At 60.8% G+C, this 15,969-nt stretch carries 14 protein-coding genes; 8 read left to right on the top strand and 6 right to left on the bottom strand.

Annotated elements, in window-relative coordinates:
• Positions 1–36: 36 nt before the first annotated feature.
• A complete protein-coding gene (gene ligD / locus IEV40_RS00455; RefSeq protein WP_188419011.1) occupies positions 37–2,718 on the bottom strand; it encodes a DNA ligase D in 2,682 nt (893 codons plus the stop codon).
• A gap of 2 nt (positions 2,719–2,720) precedes the next feature.
• Entirely contained in the window at positions 2,721–3,719 is a 999-nt protein-coding gene (gene ku / locus IEV40_RS00450; RefSeq protein WP_229723890.1) for a non-homologous end joining protein Ku, read from the bottom strand.
• 232 nt (positions 3,720–3,951) lie between these two features.
• Between ku and IEV40_RS00445 the strand changes: the two genes are divergently transcribed.
• Together IEV40_RS00445 and IEV40_RS00440 are read left to right on the top strand one after the other, a co-directional pair.
• Entirely contained in the window at positions 3,952–4,833 is an 882-nt protein-coding gene (locus IEV40_RS00445; protein WP_229723961.1) for a DNA ligase, read from the top strand.
• A 61-nt stretch (positions 4,834–4,894) separates the two neighbouring features.
• Positions 4,895–5,587 carry a DUF4197 domain-containing protein gene (locus tag IEV40_RS00440; protein WP_188419007.1) on the top strand — a complete coding sequence of 231 codons (693 nt, stop codon included), beginning with the start codon at positions 4,895–4,897 and terminating at the stop codon, positions 5,585–5,587.
• Between the two features lie 150 nt (positions 5,588–5,737).
• On the opposite strand, the gene IEV40_RS00435 is transcribed toward IEV40_RS00440, so the two are convergent.
• Complete coding sequence (locus IEV40_RS00435; protein ID WP_188419005.1) at positions 5,738–6,754, bottom strand: zinc-binding alcohol dehydrogenase family protein; 1,017 nt, start codon at positions 6,752–6,754, stop codon at positions 5,738–5,740.
• A gap of 165 nt (positions 6,755–6,919) precedes the next feature.
• On the opposite strand from IEV40_RS00435, the gene IEV40_RS00430 reads away from it, so the two are divergent.
• Positions 6,920–7,819: a LysR family transcriptional regulator gene (locus IEV40_RS00430; RefSeq protein ID WP_188419936.1), complete on the top strand. Its 900-nt coding sequence runs from the start codon at positions 6,920–6,922 to the stop codon at positions 7,817–7,819.
• 133 nt (positions 7,820–7,952) lie between these two features.
• Here IEV40_RS00430 and IEV40_RS00425 read toward each other — a convergent pair whose 3' ends face one another.
• On the bottom strand, positions 7,953–9,590 hold the full coding sequence (locus IEV40_RS00425) for a methyl-accepting chemotaxis protein (protein WP_229723889.1): 1,638 nt from the start codon (positions 9,588–9,590) through the stop codon (positions 7,953–7,955).
• Between IEV40_RS00425 and IEV40_RS00420 the strand changes: the two genes are divergently transcribed.
• Positions 9,589–9,846: a hypothetical protein gene (locus tag IEV40_RS00420; protein WP_188419003.1), complete on the top strand. Its 258-nt coding sequence runs from the start codon at positions 9,589–9,591 to the stop codon at positions 9,844–9,846. The two genes, IEV40_RS00425 and IEV40_RS00420, sit on opposite strands and share 2 nt — an antisense overlap.
• A gap of 52 nt (positions 9,847–9,898) precedes the next feature.
• Here the strand turns inward: IEV40_RS00420 and IEV40_RS00415 are convergent, their stop codons facing one another.
• Positions 9,899–10,801, bottom strand: a complete 903-nt coding sequence (locus tag IEV40_RS00415) for an NAD-dependent epimerase/dehydratase family protein (protein WP_188419001.1) — start codon at positions 10,799–10,801, stop codon at positions 9,899–9,901.
• Between the two features lie 134 nt (positions 10,802–10,935).
• Between IEV40_RS00415 and IEV40_RS00410 the strand changes: the two genes are divergently transcribed.
• Positions 10,936–11,820 carry a LysR family transcriptional regulator gene (locus tag IEV40_RS00410; protein WP_188418999.1) on the top strand — a complete coding sequence of 295 codons (885 nt, stop codon included), beginning with the start codon at positions 10,936–10,938 and terminating at the stop codon, positions 11,818–11,820.
• Positions 11,821–12,145: 325 nt separating this feature from the next.
• On the opposite strand, the gene IEV40_RS00405 is transcribed toward IEV40_RS00410, so the two are convergent.
• The gene (locus IEV40_RS00405; RefSeq protein ID WP_188418998.1) at positions 12,146–12,703 is read right to left on the bottom strand and encodes a M15 family metallopeptidase; all 558 of its coding nucleotides are present in this window, start codon (positions 12,701–12,703) and stop codon (positions 12,146–12,148) included.
• A gap of 133 nt (positions 12,704–12,836) precedes the next feature.
• Here IEV40_RS00405 and IEV40_RS00400 point away from each other — a divergent pair, with 133 nt between their 5' ends.
• The 3 genes from IEV40_RS00400 to IEV40_RS00390 all read left to right on the top strand — a co-directional run bounded on the left by IEV40_RS00400 (position 12,837) and on the right by IEV40_RS00390 (position 15,903).
• A complete protein-coding gene (locus IEV40_RS00400; protein ID WP_188418996.1) occupies positions 12,837–13,421 on the top strand; it encodes a restriction endonuclease in 585 nt (194 codons plus the stop codon).
• 244 nt (positions 13,422–13,665) lie between these two features.
• Positions 13,666–14,100, top strand: a complete 435-nt coding sequence (locus tag IEV40_RS00395; RefSeq protein ID WP_188418994.1) for a MarR family winged helix-turn-helix transcriptional regulator — start codon at positions 13,666–13,668, stop codon at positions 14,098–14,100.
• Between the two features lie 63 nt (positions 14,101–14,163).
• Positions 14,164–15,903 carry a chloride channel protein gene (locus IEV40_RS00390; RefSeq protein ID WP_188418992.1) on the top strand — a complete coding sequence of 580 codons (1,740 nt, stop codon included), beginning with the start codon at positions 14,164–14,166 and terminating at the stop codon, positions 15,901–15,903.
• Positions 15,904–15,969 lie beyond the last annotated feature (66 nt).

Here is a 15,969-nt window from a genome sequence, read left to right as displayed (position 1 = left end):
AGTGGTCTCGGATTATAGCCGAGGCTGCGTTCAGATCTATTTCTTCCCACGTGTAAAACCAAGCATCTTCATCGCTGCCGTGATGTTCTGTGCGGCGGCGTCGTAGCCGTCCCATGGCGTATTGCCCTGGTCGAGCCGCGTATGAATGTTCGCGACATGCCACTGCGCGCTGCCGTGCAGTTTTTCCACTTCGTCCCAGCCGACCGGCACCGATACGCCGAGGCCTGGCCGCGCGCGTACCGACCACGCGGCAACGGTGGTTGCGCCGAAGCCGTTGCGCAGGTAGTCGATGAAGATCTTGCCGACCCGGTTCTTGGGCCCGCTCTTGGCGACGAAGCGCTGCGGCAGCGTCTGCGCCATGTGTTCGACGATGGCCTTAGAGAAATCCTTGACGGTATCCCAGTCGTAGCGCTTCTTCAGCGGCACGATGACGTGCATGCCCTTGCCGCCGCTGGTCTTGACGAAGGAGGCGAGGCCCAGCTGTTCGAGGAAGGAACGCATCAGCAGCGTCGCTTCCAGCACGACCGGCCATGCGACGCCTTCTCCCGGATCGAGATCGAAGGTCATGCGATCCGGTTTGTCGATTGCGGTTTTTACGCCGTTCCACGTATGGAATTCGATGACGTTCCATTGCGCAGCCGTCATCAGGCCGAGCGGGCTGGCGATCTCGATCAGCGATGCATGATCGGGGTCGAGCGCCGGATCGAGCAGGCGCGTGCCGTCCATCGGCTCGTCCATGTGCTTCTGGAAGAACAGCTGGCTCTTGATGCCGTCGGGCGCGCGTACCAGCGAAGTAGGGCGGCCTTTCAGGTGCGGCATCATCAGCGGCGCGACCAGCGCGTAGTAGCGGATCAGGTCGATTTTCGTGATGCCGGTCGAAGGATCGATGACGCGATCGGGATGCGTGACCTTGAAGCCGGTTGGCAGCGTGCTATGCATGGCGGCATCGGTCTGCGATGCACGTTTGCCTTTCGATATGTCTTTCGACGAATCTTTCGATTTACCTTTCGTGCTTCCGCCTTTTCCGGACGAAGCGCTCTTGGCGATCCTGCCGACGGCGACCGGCTCTTCGTGCACGATGGTATTAGCTTTCTTGTCGGTGCGCAGTCCATGGAAAACGGCTTGCCGCACATGGCCGCCGTCGGTCCATTCGCTGAACGCAATCTCGGCGACCAGCTTAGGCTTGATCCAGTGCGCCTTGGTGCGCGGGCCGGTACCGCCGGTGAACGGGCTTTTGTCGGTGGCGAGCGCGTCGAGCTTGTCTTTCAGGTCCTGCAATGTTTTGTCGTTGAAGCCGCTGCCGACATTGCCGGCGTAGCGCAGATGACCCTTGTCGTCGTGCACGCCGAGCAGCAGCGAGCCGAAACCCTTGCGGGTACCTTGCGGATCGGTATAGCCGCCGATGACGAATTCCTGGCGCCGTCCGCATTTCAATTTGATCCAGTCCGGCGAGCGGCGCGAAACGTAGTGCGAATCGCGGCGCTTGCCGATCACGCCTTCCAGTCCGAGACGGCAGGCTGAGGCGACGATCTCGTTCGCCGGCACGTCGAAGGTGTCGCTGTAGCGGACGAAATCCGACGATTTCTTCGCCAGTATCTGCTGCAGCAGCGCACGTCTATCTTGCAGCGCGGCCTTGCGCAGGTCGAGGCCGTCGTGAAAGGGCAGGTCGAAGACGTAATAGGCGATCTGCCTCGTCTTCGCCGTATCGAAGGCGTTCTGCAGCATCTGGAAATTCGGCACACCGTTTTCGTCGGCAACGACGATCTCGCCGTCCAGCCAGCATGGTTTCAGTTTCAGCTTGCGCAGTTCGGCCGCCAGTGCCGGCAGCTTGTCGGTCCAGTCGTTGCCGTTGCGCGTCACCAAGCGCACGCCGCTGCCGTCAATGCGGGCGACGATGCGATAGCCGTCAAACTTGATTTCGTATAGCCAGTCGCCGCTGTCGTCAGCCTGCGGTGGCTTGTCCACCAGCGTCGCCAGTTGCGGCGTCAATGTCTTCGGCAGGTCGGCGGCCATGGCGCCTGCGATGGCGATGTTCCTGTTGCTGCCGCGCGATGCGGTCTTGCGTGCAGTGGTTTTGGCCAGTGCGACGGACTTTGCCGCGGGTCTGGATGCCTTGGCTGTCTTCGCTGACTTTGCTGTGTTGGCATCGGACGGATCGCTGAGCCTGGCGACACTGTCCGGCAGTTCGTCGATGACACTGAATTCGGTAGCAGGACGCGCGTACTCGTCTCTTTCCTTGATCAGCAGCCATGGCTCCTGCTTCCCGCTGCCGTAGCGGCCGCCTTTCATCCGCACCAGCGCCCAGCGGCCGTGCAGCTTGTGGCCGTGCAATTCGAATTTCAGGCTGCCTTTGCGAAAGCCATCGTGCGGATCGGTCAGCGGTGTCCAGATGCCCTTGTCCCAGATGATGACCTTGCCGGCACCGTACTGTTTCTCCGGAATCTGTCCCTCGAACTTGTTATAGGCAATCGGATGGTCCTCGACGTGCACCGCCATGCGCTTGTCGTGCGTGTCGTAGCTCGGCCCCTTGGGCACGGCCCAGCTTTTCATCGTGCCGTCGAGCTCGAGGCGGAAGTCGTAATGCAGGCGCGACGCCCAGTGTTTCTGCACGACGAAGGACAGCGCTTCGGCATTCGGCACGCCGCCTTCGGACGGTTCGGAGGTGATGCGGAAGTTGCGTTTAGTCTTGTAGGTTTTCAGCGTGTCGGAGCGTGGCATGGTCAAGCCGATCTGCGCCGGGGCGCGCTTGGTTTTGCGTTAGCCGATTTGGATTTGGATGCAGATTTGACGGCCGCACGTGAAGACGTCTTGCCGGAGGATTTACGTGCAGCGGCACGCTTGGCCGGCGTCTTGCGTGCCGGTTTTTCTTCTTCAGTTTCGTCGTCCGCCGATGCGGCCTTGCCCTTGTTCTTCAGGCTGCGCTGCAGCATCTCGGTGAGATCGTAGATCGTCGCGCCGGTGCCGGCTTCCTGCGGTTCGATGTGCGCGACCGTTTCCGTTTCACCGGCTGCGATCTTGCGCTCGACCAGTTGCAGGATCTGCTCCTTGAACGAATCGGTGAAGGCGTCCGGGTCCCATTCGCCACTCATGTCGTCGACCAGCTGTTCGCCCATCTTGATTTCCCTGTCGGTCAGACCGGCCGCCTTGGCACCTTCCTTCGGCAGATCCAGCTGTTCCCAGGTTCGGATTTCGTCGCCCCAGCGCAGCAGATTCAGCACCAGCGCCGGGCCGACCGGGATCAGCACGGCCAGATGTTGACGCGTCTGGATCACGACCTTGGCAATGCCGACCTTGCCGCTGCGCTTGAGGATTTCGCGCAGCAGCGCATAGACTTTCTCGCCCTTGTTGATCGGCGCGATGTAGTAGGGTCGTTCCAGATACAGGAAGGGAATGCTGTCTGTCGCGACGAAGGATTCGATCTCGATCGTCTGTGTGGTCCTCGGGTAGGCGGCCTCGATTTCCTCCGGCGTCAGCACGACGTAGCTGCCGTCTTCGACCTCGATGCCCTTGACGATGTTTTCCTTCGCGATTTCCTTGCCGGTTTTTTTATTGATGCGCTTGTAGCCGACCGGATCGAGCGTGCGCTTGTCGAGCCAGTCGAAGTCGAGGCCGTGTTCGGCTGTCGCGGTGTACAGCGCGATCGGAATATGCACCAGGCCGAAAGAAATTGCGCCTTTCCACAGCACGCGTCGGCTGGCTGTCGGCATGGATTTCGCCATGATCGTGTCCATGAAATGCGGGATGTTCATGATGCGGCGCGCATGGCACAGTGTCTGTAGGAAAAGCGCGTAAAACGCTGTCGGAACTGTCGACGCCTTGCGGTGCCTGTAGCGGTTAGCGAAAGTCGCTTGTTGCATGAGGGTACGACAAGAAAAGAGCAGAACTAGAAAACGAACAGGGGGAGGCAGGATGGAATTTCGCAGAATCGCCACAGTGTTGTTGCTCGGCGGCATGCTGACGGCGGCGCAAGCGCAGACGCAAAATCGGCAGACAGAAGCTGTACGCGCGCCGGTGATGCTGGCAAACAGCTACCATCCTGGCGTCGATCTGGCCGCCTACTGGGTCAGCGAAAAATACGACGGCTTGCGCGCCTATTGGGATGGCGAACGGTTGTGGACGCGCGGCGGCGAAAGCATTCATGCGCCTGCGTGGTTCGTCGCAGGCTGGCCGGCCGTGCCGCTGGACGGCGAGCTGTGGGCAGGGCGCGGACGTTTTGCCGAGGCGGTTTCGACGGCACGTACGCAGCAGCCGGACGATGCGGCCTGGAGCAACATGCGCTTCATGGTGTTCGATCTGCCGGCGCATGGCGGCACCTTCGACGATCGCCTGCCGGTGTTGCGGCAGACGATCGCCGCATTGAACAAGCAGTGGGTGCAGGCCGTGCCGCAGGAGAAAGTAAAAAGTCATGCGGAACTGCAGCAGCGCCTGCATGTCATTGTGCAAGCCGGCGGCGAAGGTTTGATGCTGCATCGCGGCGCTTCGCTGTACCGTGCCGAGCGTAACGACGATTTGCTGAAGCTCAAGCTGCACGACGATGCGGAAGCCAAAGTGCTGGCGCATCTGCCGGGCAAGGGCAAGCATGCAGGGCGGCTGGGTGCGTTGCTGGTGCAAACGCCGGATGGCATCCGTTTTCGTCTCGGCAGCGGCTTTACCGATGCGCAGCGTGAAGCGCCTCCGCCAATCGGCAGCTGGGTCACGTATCGCTATCGCGGATTCAACGACAGTGGAATTCCGCGTTTTGCGACTTTCCTGCGTGTGCGCAAAGATGTGTATCCGATGGATATCGACATATCAAATAGCGATGCAGAGGACATCCATTCTGCGTTGCGCTAGGATGACGCATCTTTCGTCCGTTCATTGATTTCCCACTCATTTCCCCGTTTAAGGAGAGAGCATGTCGATTTCCATCTTCTCGAAAACCCTGGCCGTCGCTGCGCTGGTTTGCGCAAGTTCGCTGGCTGTTGCCGTGTCGCTGGCCGATCTCAGCAACAAGGATGCGACCAGCGGCGTCAAGACCGCGCTGGAAAAGGGTGCCTCGGTTGCCGTCTCCAAGCTGGGTACGCAGAACGGTTTTCTGAACAACGACAAGGTACGCATCAGCCTGCCGGGGCAACTGGAAAAAGCCAAGCCCATCCTGAAGATGCTCGGCCAGGGCAAGAAGGTCGACGAACTGGAAACGTCGATGAACCACGCCGCCGAATCGGCCGTCGCCGAAGCCAAGCCGCTGCTGCTGGACGCGGTAAAGAACATGTCTGTCTCCGATGCGAAGAACATTCTGACCGGCGGCGATACCTCGGTCACCGATTTTTTTCGTCAGAAGACCTCGTCGCAGCTGACGACGAAATTCCTGCCTATCGTGAAGAAGATCACCGACAAGAACGGCTTGTCCGCGCAATACAACGGCCTGATGAGCAAGGCCAGCGCATCGGGCCTGACGAAAGAGGATTCGACGGTCGAAGGCTACGTGACGCAGCGTGCGCTGGACGGCCTGTACACGATCATCGGCGAAGAGGAAAAAGCGATCCGTGCCGATCCGGTCGGCACCGGCAGTGCGATCCTGGGCAAGGTTTTCGGCGCGGTGAAGTAGTGTTGAAATTCGGGCTGACGCGCAAGCGGACACCCATCTCATGCAGGAACGGCGGCTTTGAGGCCGCCGTTTTGTTTTTAGCGTGTACGAATCGTGCCGTAAGTTGCACTGCTGATTTGTCCGGTGATTTGCGTCGTTGACCCGGCGCAATCAGAACCCTTCCAGCACGATCTTGCCTTTCGCCTTGTTGCTTTCGATCAGCGCATGTGCACGGCGCAGATTGGCAGCGTCGATCCTGCCGAAATGTTCGCCGAAAGTCGTCTTCAGCGTGCCGTTGTCGATCAGCCGCGCGACCTCGTCCAGCAGTTCATGCTGTTTCTGCATGTCGTCGGTGCCGAACAGCGAACGCGTGAACATGAATTCCCAGTGCAGCGAGAGGCTCTTGCGCTTGAGCTTGTTGGCATCCAGCGATTTCGGATCGTCGATCAGGCCGAGCTTGCCCTGTGGCGCCAGCGATTCGACGATCTCGTCGAAATGCGCATCGGTCTGGTTCAGGCTGGCGACGTATTGCACCTGCGGAATGCCGATGCGTTTCAGTTCCTGCGACAGCGGCTTCGTGTGGTCGATCACGTGATGCGCGCCCAGGTTCATCACCCATTCGCGCGTTTCCTCGCGGGATGCGGTGCCGATCACGGTCAGACCGGTCAGCTGGCGCGCCAGTTGCACGAGGATGGAGCCGACGCCGCCGGCTGCACCGATGATCAGGATCGCATCGCTGGTGCCGGCGCCGGTATTGCGCGCGACGCCCAGCCGTTCGAACAGCAATTCCCATGCCGTGATCGCGGTCAGCGGCAAGGCGGCGGCCTTGGCGAATTCCAGCGAGGCCGGCATGCGGCCGACGATGCGCTCGTCGACCAGATGCAATTCGCTGTTGGTGCCGGCACGCGCGATCGACCCGGCGTAGTAGATGCGGTCGCCCGGCTTGAACAGCGTGACGTCGCTGCCGGCGGCGCGCACGATGCCGGCGGCATCCCAGCCCAGCACCTTCCATTCGCCGTCCGGCGGGTTGACGCCGTTGCGTACCTTGCAGTCGACCGGATTGACGGAGATCGCCCTGACTTCGATCAGCAGGTCGCGGCCGGATGGTTCCGGATCGGGCAGGGTGACGTCCTGCAAGGCTTGCGGATCGGTGATCGGCAGGGATTGTTGATAGGCGACGGCTTTCATGGTGAGGCTCCTTGTTCTTGTCCGGTTGGCGTTTTGCATGGCAGCCAGTGTTGGGCTGCAATTTGCCGGCGAACGTTCATGTCCGCCGTTGATGCGCAGTTTCCGCTATATTCGTTTGATGAAAAATAACGTTAATCGAATAACACTTTCAAAAATAAAATGAAAATCCCGCGTATCGAAGACCTGCAGCTGTTCATCCATGCCGCCGATCGTGGCGGTTTGTCGGCGGCGGCGCGAGAGCTGGACATGGCACCGGCAGCAGCCAGCGCCGCGCTGAAGCGCCTGGAAGGAGTACTGCAGGCGCGGCTGTTCGTGCGTTCGACGCGCAGTCTGAGGCTGACTGCCGAGGGCGAGCGTTATCTGGCTTATGCGCGGCAGATTCTGCAGGCGGTGGAAGAAGGTGCCGCCAGCGTGGCGCGCGATGCGCAGGAGGTCGGCGGCGAACTGAACCTGTCGATGCCGTCCGATCTGGGGCGCAATGTGCTGCTGCCGTGGCTGGATGCCTTTCAGGCGCAGCATCCGATGGTCCGTTTCCGCATCCGCATCAGCGACCGGCTGGCAGACCTGTATCGGCAGCCGGTCGATATCGCGATCCGCTACGGCGAGCCGGAGGATTCGACGATGGTGGCGCTGCCGCTGATGCCGGACAACCGGCGCGTGCTGTGCGCTTCGCCGGCATACCTGAAGCGCCACGGGCGGCCGCAGGCGCTCGTCGATCTGCAGCATCACAACTGCCTGCGCTACGTGCTGGGCGATACCGTGCATGACCGCTGGATATTCCATCGCAACGGCAGCATCGAGACGATGACGGTGCAGGGCGACCGCATCTGCGACGATGCCGATCTGGTGCGGCGCTGGGCAGTGGCGGGGAAAGGGCTGGCCTACAAGTCCGCGCTGGATATCAGGGCCGACCTGAAGTCAGGGAAACTGGTGGCGCTGCTGCCGGAACTGGATGGGGAACCGGCGCCGCTCAATCTTGTGTGCGCGCACCGGCTGATGCTGTCGCCGTCGGTGACGGCCTTGCGGACCTTTCTGCAGGAGAGTCTGAAAGAGCCGGCGAACTGAGAGGCATGGAAGAGGCCGCGCCATATCGATCGGCTTTCGCCTCGTCGTGGATTGAGCGGGAGAGGCGAGGTTCGTTTAAAACGTCATTCTCTCGCCGTCTTCCGCATTATCCGTTGACGTTATCCGTTGACACTTAGTTGACGCCCTCAGGGTGCGTTGGCGTCGCTGCCGTCAACCTTGGCGATTCGCTCGTCAGCCTGGCGGAGGCATTGAGCCTGAAGATGCTGACGATCTGCGCCAGCTTGTCGGCCTGATCCTGCAGTGATGCCGCCGCCGCTGCGGCTTCTTCCACCAGCGCCGCATTCTGCTGGGTGACCTGATCCATCTGGCCGATGGCCTGGTTGACTTCCTCGATGCCGGCGCTCTGTTCCTGGCTGGCCGTGGTGATGTCGCCCATCATCAGCGTGACGCGTCCTATGCTGTCGACCACGTCGCGCATCGTTTCCCCGGCCTGATCGACCAGCGCGGTGCCGGCATCGACCTTGCCGACCGAATCGCCGATCAGCGCCTTGATTTCCTTGGCTGCCGCCGCCGAGCGTTGCGCCAGGCTGCGCACTTCGGATGCCACCACGGCGAAGCCACGCCCCTGTTCGCCGGCGCGTGCCGCTTCCACCGCCGCATTCAGCGCGAGGATATTGGTCTGAAAGGCGATGCCGTCGATGACGCCGATGATGTCGACGATCTTCTTCGACGAATCGTTGATCGAGCGCATGGTCTCGACCACTTCCGTCATGACCGTGCCGCCTTTGGCCGCCACTTCGGATGCGGTGGCGGCGAGTTGGTTGGCCTGTTTCGCATTGTCGACGTTCTGCTTCACCGTCGACGTCAGTTCCTCCATCGAGGAGGCGGTTTCTTCCAGCGAGCTGGCCTGTTCCTCTGTACGCGAAGACAGATCGAGGTTGCCCGAGGCGATCTGGCCGGATGCGGTGGCGATCGTGTCGGTGCCGCTGCGCACTTCGCTGACGATCCTGGCAAGGCTGTCGCGCATGCCGCGCATGGCGAACAGCAGGCTGCCGCTGTCGCCCTTGCGGAGCTGGACGTCGACCGTCAGGTCGCCGGCGGCAATGCTGCTGGCGACGCTGGCTGCGTAATCCGGTTCGCCGCCGAGTTGCCGGAGCATGCCGCGCGCAATCACCATGCCGATCGCGAAGAGGATGGCGGCGAGCATCAGGGCGCTGATGGAAAAGTAGAGCAGGCGTTCCAGAATGGTGGCCTGCACTGTGTCGAGATAGATGCCGGAACCGATGATCCAGCCCCAGGGCGCGAAGCCTTTCACATACGAGATCTTGGGAACCGGCTTGGTGCTGCCGGGCTTGGCCCACAGGTAGGGCACGAATCCCGCGCCGTCGGCCTTGACCACCTTGACGAATTCGACGAAGAGATGCTTGCCGGTCGGGTCCTTGTTCTCCGTCAGGTCCTTGCCTTCCAGTGCGGGACTGATCGGATGCATCACCATCGTCGGATGCATGTCGTTGATCCAGAAATATTCGGTGCCGCTGTAGCGCAGTCCCTTGATGGTCTGCATGGCCTGCTGCTGCGCCTGCTGTTCCGTCAGCGTGCCTTTGCCTGCCAGATCGTGGTAGTAGGTGAGAATGCCGTAGGCGGTTTCGACGGTCTGGCGGACATTGCCTTGCCGTTCTTCCAGGATGAGCTTGCGTTCGGAGACGAGGAACAGGGCCGTGATGACGATGATGCCGAGAAGAGCGCTGCCGATGAGCAGCCCGAGTTTTTTCGCGATGCTCATCGCGCGGCGGGGATGTGGCGTGGACATGACTGTTTTCCCAATGGTTGAATTGTTCTGTTCGAAGATCAAGCCATCTACTGCGGGACGTATCGTCGGAATCGACGCGCCGTCCTTGTTCAGCAAGTCACTGCCAGAACATATTAAGCCTGGGAAAGAATTCTTCGGCAGAAATTTATTGCCATTTAACAAATTTCTGCCGAGATTTTGCAGTCTGCCTGTTGGTGTAACGGCGGGTGGTAATGGGGAATGGTGGCAAAGGCGGCGTATCGATTCACCAAACTGATCCACCCGACCGATTCGCCAAACCGGAAGCCGCCAAGCCGCCGACCAAAGAACTACTTCACCTGCATATCGTTTTCGATCCAGTCGAAAACCGAGGCGTGCTTCGGTTGCCAGCCCAATTCGCGGCGCGCCTTGGCGGCGGTTACGCGGCTGTTGGAGCCGAAGGAGTAGACGGCGTGGCCGAAGCCCCATTCCTTGATCGCTTCCTCCACCGGCCACGATTGCGGCGCGCCCAGCTTCAGGCGCTTGGCGATGGCGGCGACGATGTCGGCATACGAGGCTTCGCCGTTCTCGACGAAGTAGAACGAGCCGGCCGGTGCCTTTTTCAATGCCAGTAGATACAGTTCGACGACGTCCGCGATATGGACGTTGGACCAGACGTTGACGCCTTGGCCGACGTAACGCGCAATGCCGCTTTTCTGCGCCTGCGCCACCAGCGGCGGAATCTGCACGCTGTCCGGGCTGGCACCGAGGCCGGTGCCGTAGATCATCGTGTTGCACAGGATGACCGAGCGCACGCCGCGCTGCGCCGCATCGAGGATCAACTTGTCGAGCGAGGCGCGCGCCGCCTTTTCCGGCACGACGTCGACCGGCGTATCTTCGGCAAAGACCTTGTCCGATTTCCATTCGCCGCGCGCATCGTCGCCGACCACGCTGGAGCCGCTGGTATGGATAAAGGGCTTGCCGGAGCCTGCCAGCGCATCCAGCATCGCTTCCACCGGCGGACGGTTGTCCGAGCTGGCGGCATTGACGACGGCGTCGGCCTGTTTCGCTTCGTGCGCCAGCAGGTCTGTGTCTTCCAGCGTGCCGATCACCGGATCGATGCCGAGCTTGCGCACGCGTTCCGCCTGTTCCTGCGTGCGGACCAGGCCGCGCACCTTCCAGCCTTCCTGCAGCAGTCGGGTTGCAACCGATCCGCCGATATAGCCTGCCGCGCCTGTGATGAATACGTTCATGTTCATTTCCTTTCGTTGGTCTGTCGTCCGGTATGTAAAGCCGAAATGCAGCTCCGGCATGGCATCACTATGCGGATATTTATTGTTGAAATAAACGGCTATATTCTCAAAAGATATTTTCGCCGGAGGAAAGAATGGATATCAATTCGGACGACCTGCGCATGTTCGCCGCCATCGTCGACAGCGGAACGCTGGGCGCGGCGGCTGCGCATCTGGGACAGACCACGTCGGCCGTCAGCCGGGCGCTGGCGCGGCTGGAGGAAAAGCTGGCGACCTCACTGATGACGCGCACGACGCGCCGCATGGAGCTGACCGAAGAAGGGCATCTGCTGCTGGCGCGAGCCCGGACCATTCTCGCCGCCATGGACGAGGCCGAGGAAGCGATCCGCATCCGCCGGCAGCAGCCGAGCGGGCGGCTGCGCGTGGATGCCGCGTCGCCGTTCATCCTGCATGCGATCGTGCCGCACGTGGCCGAATTCCGCAGCCTGTATCCGCAGATCACGCTGGAACTGACCAGCAACGACCAGGTGGCGGACCTGCTGGAACACCGCACGGATATCGCAATCCGCATTGGTGCGCTGCAGGATTCGACGCTGCATGCGCGGCCGTTGCGCGCCAGCCGCCTGTTCGTGCTGGCCAGCCCCGATTACCTGCAAAAGTATGGGACGCCGCAAACGCCGGAAGAACTGGCCGGGCACCAGCTGCTGGGTTTTCTTCGGTTCGACAACGGCAATCTATGGCCGCTGCGCCATCAGGGCGGCGACACGCTGACGGTGACACCGGCGCTGTTCGCCTCCAGCGGCGAAACCCTGCGCGCGCTGGCGCTGGAAGGACAGGGCATTGTCTGCCTGGCGGAATTCATGACGAAGGACGATATTGCCGCCGGTCGCCTCGTGAAAATCCTGGAAGAACACAATACGGGCTATCTGCAGCCTATCCATGCGGTCTACTACCGTAATACGCAGCTGTCGCGGCGCATCAGTTGTTTCCTGGAATTTTTGCAACAGAAGTTAATGTAAGTTTTTATTTTTAAAACAATAAATTGCGATGATTTTTTAAAGTTAAGTCGGATGCTGTTTTCTTCATGGAAAGGCGATGTGGCGAGGTGTTTTATTGCCGAGAAGTGGAGGGATGAGGCCTTGCCGATTTCAGTGCCTGGCAATGAATGGTGCTGAGAGAGGAAACGATCTCGGCAGAGAGTTCAAGTGACGGTATCGAAGCAGGACGCTCCGAAAAAATGCGTAGTGTTGGCGCTTGCGATATTGGGGAAATCGCTCGCTCAGATTCGGATTGTTTTTATTTAAATAATTAAAACAATTAGTTAAGTACTTTTATTGAAGTAAATTATTGATTTTTCGATGTCGATTCCGGCTGATAGCACCAGTGCCAAGGCTCATAGATGAAGCCAAGATCGTTGCCGCGTGGATACGACAGGGCAAAGCCGAAACGGCCCGCATGCTGCTCCAGCCAGCGGAACGCGGCCGTGTGCTCGAACTCTTCCTCGGTCGGCATGCAGCCCGGCGTATTGATGTCGATTGCGCAGCCGGTGTGATGCTCGCTGTAGCCGGGCGGCGCGCTCAGCGTCAGGATGCGGTCCATGGGCATGCGGCGTTCCAGCTTGTCGCGGATGATGGCAACCTGCCGTTCGACGGAGCGAAAAGCCGAGACGACTTCCAGGATCACGCCATCCTGCAAAGCTGCAGTCTTCATGGCGCTCCATGCGTTGGCAGCGGCCGGCGTCATCATGTGCTGCCGGCCACCGGCATCGGTTTCCCCTACGGTCAATTCCTCGGCTTCGCAGTAGAACGGCAGGTTCTTGCATGCCAGTATTTCGGGTGTAATGCCGAGGATGTCGAGTTCGTGCGCGATGCGCTGCCGGTATTCCAGTTCCTTGCTCTGCATGTGTTTTCGGCAGAAATGAGATCGGTGCAGCTTACGCCGTGTCGCGGCGCTTCGCAAACGATGGCGGAAAGTGCGGCGCGAACTGCTATCATGCGGCGCACATAAAAAAGGAGAAGCGATTGTGGCATTGAGGATGGCAAAGAATTCTATTTTCGCAATACTGCTGCGTTCGCCGTGGTGGGTCAGCGGACTGGTTTCGCTGGCATTGGCGCTGGTCGGCTGGTTCCTGATGCCGCCGGGCTATGGCATCTACGGCGTGGCGACCGGTGTGCCGTTTGCCATCGTGTGTGCGATGGCGCTGAAAAAGCAGTGGGGCACGCCGAGCCGTGCACGTACCACGGCGATACTGGAGCAGATCCGTGCGCTGTCCTGGCGCGATTTTTCGGATGAAATCGAGCGTGCTTTGCAGCGCGACGGCTTCGAGGTCAAGCGTGTCGACATGCCGGAGGCGGATTTCGCCATCACCAGCGATGGCCGCACGGCGCTCGTCAGCTGCCGCCGCTGGAAGGTCGCCAGCACCGGCATCGAACCGCTGCGCGAACTGTGCAAGGTTGTCGAACGGGACGGTTTGTACGATGCCTTCTATGTGACGGCCGGCGAATTCACGCCAAAGGCGATGGATTTTGCGGTGGAAAAGAAGATGCGCTTGTTGCACGGCGCAGCTTTGGTCAAGCTGATGCGCGGGATGAGGCAGGGCGAACAGGCCGGGAAGGCCTGATGAATGCCTGGCAACGCCAGACGCAACGATGCATGAAATACAACCCGGCTCAGGCCGGGTTTTTTTATTGGCCGGCTTGTTGGTCGGGGATTGGCGGGAATATGCAGCGGTGATGAATGCGGGCTGCGTTCCGTGGGTTGCAAGGAAGGGGATTGATCTGCGCGTTCAGGCGCATGGAAATATATATCACAACGTGATATGATGCCGGCTTTTGTTTTCGCCGCTTGCCGGCCGCATTTTTCCCATGCAGTCATCCGCACCGCTTGAACAGGGCGATTTCGAAGCGCTTTCGGAGTTTCGCTACCAGATGCGCCGCTTCCTGAAGTTCAGCGAAGATGCCGCGCACAGTGTCGGCCTGACGCCGCTGCAGTATCTGGCGCTGTTGCACATCAAGGGCTATCCGGGGCAGGACAGCGTGACGGTCGGTCAGCTGGCTGAACGTTTGCAGATGAAGCACCACGGCGCGGTGGCGCTGGTGTCGCGCTGCGAACAGGCCGGGCTGGTGTCACGCACGCAGGGCCGTGAAGATCGCCGGCAGGTGCTGGTAGGGCTGACCGCGCTGGGCGAATCGCAATTGCGGCATGTGGCGGAGCTGCACCGTAACGAATTGAAATCGCTGTCGAAGGTGTTCAAGGTGGCGCGGATTTCCGCCTTCAACGACGGCGAAAGCCTTTCCTGATGCTTTTTCTGAGGCCTTTTCTGATTCTCTTGCCGATTTTTCTCCTTTCCGGACTTTTCATTCATGCATGCGCATCAACGTGATTTTTCGCCCGATCTGCGGGTTGTCTTTATGTGTGCGATCGCCGTGGCGATCGGCGCAGTCAGTACCGTCGCAGCCTACGTGCTGCTGAACCTGATCCATTTCTTCACCAACCTGTTCTTCTTCCAGACCTTTTCGTTCGAAAACCGCTCGCCGGCCGACAATACGCTGGGCCTGCTGGTGATCATCGTGCCGGTGATCGGCGGTTTGATTGTCGGCCTGATTGCACGTTTCGGTTCGGACAAGATTCGCGGTCACGGCATTCCGGAAGCGATCGAATCCATCCTGTTCGGCAAGAGCCGCATGTCGCCCAAGGTCGCGGTCCTGAAGCCATTGAGTTCCGGCATCGTGATCGGCAGCGGCGGCCCGTTCGGCGCCGAAGGCCCGATCATCATGACGGGCGGCGCGATCGGCTCGCTGATCGCACAGCATTTCCCGGTCAGCGCGGCCGAGCGCAAGACCTTGCTGGTCGCCGGTGCAACCGCCGGCATGACGGCGGTTTTCAGCACGCCGGTGGCAGCCGTGCTGCTGGCGGTCGAACTGCTGCTGTTCGAATGGCGGCCGCGCAGCCTGCTGCCGGTGATCGTTGCCTGCGCAGTGGCTGCCTTCTGCCGGCCGCTGCTGCTGGAACCCGGCCCGCTGTTTCCGATGGCAACGCAGCCGGTCGGCCTGGCGTCGTTCGTCATCTGCATCGTCGCCGGCCTGCTGAGCGGCATGCTGGCAGCAGGCATGTCTGCCGCCCTGTATCGTGTGGAAGACTGGTTCCACAAGCTGCCGGTGCACTGGATGTGGTGGCCGGCGATCGGCGCGCTGGTGGTCGGCATCGGCGGCTGGCTGCAGCCGCGCGCGCTGGGCGTCGGCTATGACGTGATCTCCGATCTGTTGCACAACAATCTGACCCTGTCGGTCGCGTTGTCGCTGCTGGTGGTCAAGGCGGTCATCTGGGTGATTGCGCTGGCTTCCGGGACCTCGGGCGGCGTGCTGGCGCCGTTGCTGATGCTGGGCGCAGGATTGGGGACGGTGATTTCCAGTCTGGTGCCGGGTACCGATGCGGCGCTGTGGCCACTGGTCTGCATGGCGGCGGTACTGGCGGGTGTGCTGGGCGCGCCGTTGACTGCGGCCGTGTTCGCGCTCGGTCTGACGGGCGACTTCAATGCCTTGCTGCCGTTGCTGCTGGCGACCGGCGTTTCATACGGCTTCACGATCATGGTGATGCGCCGTTCGATCATGACGGAAAAGATCGCTCGCCGCGGCTTGCACGTGTATCGGGAATACAGCATCGACCCGCAGGAGCGCTCCTTCGTCGGCGACGTGATGACGGCCGAAGCGATGACGATCGATGCGTCGCTGACGCTGGGCGAGGCGGCGCAGCTTTATTTCGGCGCGTCGCAAGCACATCGCGCTTTCCCGGTGATCAATCGCAAGCACGTCCTGCTCGGTACCATGGATCGCAGCGTGCTGGAAGAGGGCATGCGCACGCGTGGCGCGGACAGCACGGTGGCTGTGCTGTTCGATCACGTGACGCCCGAAATGGCACTGCGCACGGAAACCTGCCAGACCGTCGGCCGCAGAATGGCGCGGCGCCATCTGGAACGTCTGCCGGTGGTGGAAGATCATCGCTCGCGCGTTCTGGTGGGCATTGTCAGCCGCAGCGATCTGGTCAAGCCGTCCTATACGGTCTATGAAGAGGAACACGTGCGCGAGAAGCTGATGGGGAAATGATTGCACTATAGCGCCTTCAGTCATGGGAAGGCGTCAGATAGTCCCCACAGTACATCTCGCGCAAGC

It is taken from the genome of Oxalicibacterium solurbis (assembly GCF_014635845.1).
In the GTDB taxonomy this organism is placed as follows: domain Bacteria; phylum Pseudomonadota; class Gammaproteobacteria; order Burkholderiales; family Burkholderiaceae_D; genus Oxalicibacterium; species Oxalicibacterium solurbis.
Note: the sequence above shows the minus strand (reverse complement) of the source record. Positions and strands in the feature narration are given on the sequence as shown.